Raw genomic sequence first — 5,177 nt, 5'->3', positions numbered from 1 at the left:
CAGGCATCACGCAAAGTGTGCGAGCGCCTTAGGCGCTCGATTGGCAATGGCTAAACAATAAGCTGTCTTCAGCTCCGCCTGAAACATACAACCGCCACTCGCAGCGGCTTAGAAGGCAGTAGGCTGCCTCCTTCGAGTGAAGAGTATTTTAAATACCCTATGACACTTCTGACACTTCTTAGACTCCTGGTTTAAAGCTGGGATGGGGTATTTAGAATGGCAGTGCGTGCTGGTTTTCAGGAAGCTCAGTGGCATGGATTCGCCACAAGCTTGCCACAAGTTCAAAAAGACCGGCTCGGACATTGGCGGATTCCTGCGGGTTTTTGCGAGTGGTTTTCTGTGGCGAAAATGGCGTTTCCTAGCGTTATTCTGAGTAATTACGTGTATAACTCATTGATTTTATTTATGGAGCGGGTGAAGGGAATCGAACCCTCATAGCCAGCTTGGAAGGCTAGTTTTTATTATTATTTATCAATGTGATAACTGTGCTTTGCCACAGACTTGCCACAAGAAGAGTTAAACGCTCAGTAATTCACCGACGAGACCGCGAGTGGCGGCTGTACGAGTGTCATCTTTGGTAGGGATAAGGTGGCCGTATGTGTCCAGGGTGATGCTGGCGCGCGCGTGCCCCATCTGCGACTGGACATACTTAATGTCGCAGTTCTTCATAAGCAGGCTGGAGGCAAAAAAGTGCCTCAAGGCATAGGGGGTATACTTGGGGTGGACCTCGCCTGATTCAGTATCCTTGGTCATTAAACCCGCCTGCTTCATCAGTGGAGCCCAGGCGCTGGCTCGAAAAGGTACCAGTTGCATGGGCTTCCCGGTGCGGGTGCCAAAGACCAAGTCGTCCGGAGTGCCTTCGTCTCCCATGAAATCCTGGATCATCTGGATGACCTCCTGACCGACATCAATGGTGCGATACCCAGCACGACTCTTCGGTTCGCCGATCTTTCCAGAGCGATCCATGGCCTGGCTGACCCGTATACCATTTTTCAACACGTCACGACGCGGCAGGGCGACATACTCCTGGGGGCGCATACCTGAGGCGACTGCCAGATAAATCATCGGACGATAGCGTTTCCAGGCCTCGCGTATCTGTGCATGAGGCGATTCCGACAGTGCATCGGCAGCCTGGAGAATTTTGCGTACCTGCTGTTGGCTGGGAATTTCGATCTTGGGCGCTTCCGACTGGATGCGCACCCCCATCGCCGGATCATGCCCGACATGACCACGGCTAATCATTTCCAGCATCACTGAGTGCAGTGAGCTCAAGACCTTGCGTGACTGGTCACGACTGTATCGATTGAGAAGCCAGCTGCGGAAAGCAACAACGTCTGGCTTCGTGATTTCCTGAAGCGTCTTTTCCCAGGCATATGATTTTATGATTTGGGCACGACGCTCGTAGAGCTTGATCACAGCCTTCGAGACAGGCTTTCTGCCGTCCCGTCCCTCAGTTTCACAAATGGTGAGCCAAGTATCGGCAGCTGCAGCCATGCTATTCAGCTGTTTATTCAAATGCTTGAGCGTGGAAAGGTTTTCAATGAAACTCTGCGCTTCTTTTCTGAGCGCGAATGACTGATAAGAATAGCCCGTTGCAGATGACTTATCTTCGTAACGAACCTGATAAATCGACCCTTTTTTCCCTGATCTTTTTCGAATGTCCGGCATGTTTCTGGATAGCGTATTTAGCTGTTCCGGTCAAATATTCCTTTCAGGTTCTTAGGGGTTACATGCGCGCTATTTTGAGCCTCAACCTGGCAGGTATTATAAATCTCGACCAGCAGGTTTTTATCGATTTTCAGCCGACCATCGATGGGATCTACGAAGAATGGCAGCTTGCGTCTGCCGTGGGCATCGGGGTCTGCTGCGCGCTTTAACTGCCTGGTAGTGAGCTCAACCCCGTTTTCAGCAAGGACGCTTCTAGCTTGCTCCAGGTTCACATAGCGAGGAAACTCCATTGCAATATCACCTTTCATTAAATCTTGTAGTCGTCAGCGGCACTTCGGTATGGACCGTTGCTGTGCAGCTTGTTGACCAGTTGCCCTAGCTTGTTGCGCAGAACAACTTCTTCGCCAAGCTCATTTACCGGATTTACATAAATAGTGGTATTTTTGAAGTGTTTGACGTTATAGCCCTCTTCCAGGTCCTTGAGCATTTCAAACAAGGTCTGCCGCAATTGGGCGATAGTCATTTCTCCCCGAATAGTCATTTGCATAAAAGCTCCATCTTATTCAATTATCTCAAAAGTATGTATGCTTTATATTTGCCACACATGGGTTGATTTTTTATTAATTTTACATTTCATGGTTGTGTTTTTTATTCAGGGCGCCCTCCGGCAGTACGCATCTATCCGCTACGGCCCTATTCAGGCCCCAGGAGGAAGCAGAGAGGAAACCAGCCAAGAGACGCCCCATAAGATGGAACCATGCTCCATATGGAGGTGTTTCATGGTTGCTTACTATTCGACACAGGATCTCTGTGAGCGCTTTCGTTGCTCAAGCCGCACTCTGTTCCGGCGCATGAAGCGGACCATCAATCCATTCCCTGCCCCGTGCATGAAGCATGTGGGAAGTAGCAATCTCTGGGATGCAGGCGATATTTCCGATTGGGAACAGCGCGAACGTGAACGTTCGTGCAATGCGACCTGAAGGAGAGTCTGCGAAATTGAGCTTGGTGACAGGCAACTATGAATGCACTCCTGCGCCCCTTTCCCCAGCAGTCCGAGACGCAAAGGCGTACCCTCAAGGAAGATGTAAACATCTGTGGCGCCTCCAAGCAAAAAAGGCCATCCGTTGCGGATGGCCTTTTTTACTTGTGCTCGGCGTGGAGGTCTCGAAAGCCTTCAAGCTTCACGGGCTCGCGTCCTGGCAGACGGGCGACCAGTTCCAGCGTTCCGCCCATGGCCTCAACATATTCACGCAGCGTGGAGATCAGCATGTCGGTGCGCTTCTCCACTTTCGATACATTGCCCTGCTTCATGTCGAGAAGGCCAGCCATGGTCTCCTGGGTCAGGTTCAGATTCTTACGCAGCTCCTGTAAGGTCATCTGCTCTGCGATGAGCTCTGCACCGCGCAGATCAATCTTCTTACGGCGGGCAGCCGGAAGCCCATTCATAATCTGGTCGAGTGACTTAGCCATTGCCTTTCTCCTTCTTCAAAGAGGCCAGATGCCGGTCGAAACGCGCATCGGCGATCTTGATTAAAGCCTTGTAGAACTTCTTTTCGCTGCCGCCTGACTTGTCGCCACCGACCAGCAGGACTGCCTTCCTTTCTGGATCGAACGCGAAAGCCACGCGCCAGACACCATCGTCAGCCTTGAAGCGCAGCTCCTTCATATTGGCGTGCTTCGAGCCGTTGAGGGTATCCACCTGAGGACGCCCCAGTTCCGGTCCAAAGCGCTCCAGCACCTGACCCTGGGCCAGCAGTTCGTCCTGGACCGCCTCGGCCATGGCCCCGAATTCCGCCTCAAACTCATCACAAAATTCGACACGCCACGTCATTATCCAATATATCCTTAAGTGAATATTCCGTCAAGTATATAATCATACTATGCCCGATCCTAAGCCGATTCCAGGGTCTTTGGAAGGGCAACCAACGGGTTATTCAGTGAGGTTTTCCAGGCGCTTACACCAAGCACTGTAGGCTTCTTTTTGCTCAAGCAAATAGTCGTACTGGTCGTAGACCTGCCAGCTGCCAGGTAGCTTGTGACCGAGCATGATTTCGGCGATGTGAGGCTCGGTCAGAGTCGAGAAATTTGTCCGCGCTGTTTTACGCAGATCGTGAACCGACCAGTGCGCCATCTCGTATTTCTCGTGTCGGCGTAGCCACTGCATGATGTTGTAGGGCAGCTGCAGCGGCGCGCCCGTCCCCATGGGGTCATCAGTGCCGCTGTTGGTGAATAGGAAAGAGCTGCCCTTGCTGAGATCCACGGCCTGTCGGATCAATCGTTCAGTTTCCGGAGTGATGGGACGCAGCAGCGGCTTACCGGAGTTCTTGCCCAATTTGTGGTTAGCAGGTGGCACCGTCCAGACCATCGCCTTGAAATCAAAATGCCCCTTCTCGCTCACACGTAGCTCGCCATTGCGGCACCCGTAGATCAGACACAGTTTCAGGAAGATCTTGTTCTTGGTCGCCATGCGCGATTGCTCGATAGCCTTCCAGACGAGCCTGATTTCCTCATGGGATAGGCAGCGCGAACCTGCGATTTTCTTGATCTGCAGGTCTTCCTTGGCGTTGATATCAGAGAGCGGATGGCTGGGGGTAAGTTGGCGTTTCACGCCCCACTTGAGCATTTGCTTGGCATTGACCAGGATGCGGTCGGCGATGCCGGGCCTGAGCTTGGCCTGCGCTTCAAGAAGAGCCAGCCATTCATGCAGGGTGACCTTGTCCGCAGGGAGATGACCGATCTTCGGAAACACATGGATTTCGAAGGAACGCAGGATCTCGTGATGGCCTTTCTTGTTGCCTTTGCAATAGGCCGCGTACCACTGTCGAAACAGCGATTCCACGGAGTCGGCTTTCAGGATGGCTTGTTTTTCGAGCTGCCTCACAACTCGTGGGTCATGCCCCTGCTCCAACTGCGCACGCAACCGCTGAGCTTCCGCGCGCGCGTCTTTGAGGGACATCAGAGGATATGTGCCGAGATCAAGACGGCAGGGACGAGCGTCATAGCGAAAGCGCAGTTGAAAGGTAATCTTGCCCTTAGGCGTCACCCGCACACTAAGACCATCGCGGTCGGATTTCTCTTCTCGTGTATCGCGGGGCTTGCCGCTTTGGGCTTTCAGCCAGGTGTCTGAGATCGCCATGGGGGCTCTCCGGACTTGCGTACATAATTTTCTGGGGCTTCCGAAAGGCTGTTTTGTGTACGCGGCCATGTACACAAATCGATTGGCTCAGCTTGTCTTCGGATGTCTCAGATTGTCGCGACCTGGTCTGATTTCATCAATGAAATCAGTAGATTATTTACGAATATGGCGGGGGCTGTCTTAGCCTGACTTAGAGGGTAATGTCAGGGTGGGAAATGATTGCGAAAGTGCGGCGCTTCGCGACTTCGGCGGCCTGGTTGGTCATGGGAAATCGCCTGACTGGGGGATTCAAAAAGGGGCGATATCATACCTGAAATTGGGCCGGGACCAAAATCTGCCAATGAGTGGTGCCTGTTCCGGCCCTATCGCCGGC

The 5,177-nt window shown here is 52.5% G+C and carries 6 protein-coding genes and 1 pseudogene; all 7 read right to left on the bottom strand.

The genetic code is table 11. The features are described from left to right. Nucleotides 1–516 precede the first annotated feature (516 nt). Entirely contained in the window at nucleotides 517–1,668 is a 1,152-nt protein-coding gene (locus PPL01S_RS24045) for a tyrosine-type recombinase/integrase (protein WP_033743899.1), read from the bottom strand. A 17-nt stretch (nucleotides 1,669–1,685) separates the two neighbouring features. Further along, the gene (locus PPL01S_RS24040) at nucleotides 1,686–1,958 is read right to left on the bottom strand and encodes a hypothetical protein (protein ID WP_016391481.1); all 273 of its coding nucleotides are present in this window, start codon (nucleotides 1,956–1,958) and stop codon (nucleotides 1,686–1,688) included. Nucleotides 1,959–1,975: 17 nt separating this feature from the next. Further along, nucleotides 1,976–2,215: a hypothetical protein gene (locus tag PPL01S_RS24035; RefSeq protein WP_016391480.1), complete on the bottom strand. Its 240-nt coding sequence runs from the start codon at nucleotides 2,213–2,215 to the stop codon at nucleotides 1,976–1,978. A 593-nt stretch (nucleotides 2,216–2,808) separates the two neighbouring features. Continuing rightward, complete coding sequence (locus PPL01S_RS24030) at nucleotides 2,809–3,138, bottom strand: helix-turn-helix domain-containing protein (protein ID WP_016391479.1); 330 nt, start codon at nucleotides 3,136–3,138, stop codon at nucleotides 2,809–2,811. Further along, nucleotides 3,131–3,499, bottom strand: a complete 369-nt coding sequence (locus PPL01S_RS24025; protein ID WP_016391478.1) for a type II toxin-antitoxin system RelE/ParE family toxin — start codon at nucleotides 3,497–3,499, stop codon at nucleotides 3,131–3,133. The genes PPL01S_RS24030 and PPL01S_RS24025 overlap by 8 nt, the downstream gene beginning before the upstream one ends. A 99-nt stretch (nucleotides 3,500–3,598) precedes the next feature. Beyond that, nucleotides 3,599–4,804, bottom strand: a complete 1,206-nt coding sequence (locus PPL01S_RS24020; protein ID WP_028626249.1) for a tyrosine-type recombinase/integrase — start codon at nucleotides 4,802–4,804, stop codon at nucleotides 3,599–3,601. A 202-nt stretch (nucleotides 4,805–5,006) separates the two neighbouring features. After that, a pseudogene (locus PPL01S_RS26120) lies at nucleotides 5,007–5,069 on the bottom strand (hypothetical protein); the annotation flags it as partial. Nucleotides 5,070–5,177 lie beyond the last annotated feature (108 nt).

Source organism: Pseudomonas plecoglossicida NBRC 103162 = DSM 15088 (genome assembly GCF_000730665.1).
Classification (GTDB): Bacteria; Pseudomonadota; Gammaproteobacteria; order Pseudomonadales; family Pseudomonadaceae; genus Aquipseudomonas; species Aquipseudomonas plecoglossicida.
The sequence above is the reverse complement of the archived record's forward strand: the minus strand, read 5'-3'. Positions and strand labels throughout refer to the sequence as shown.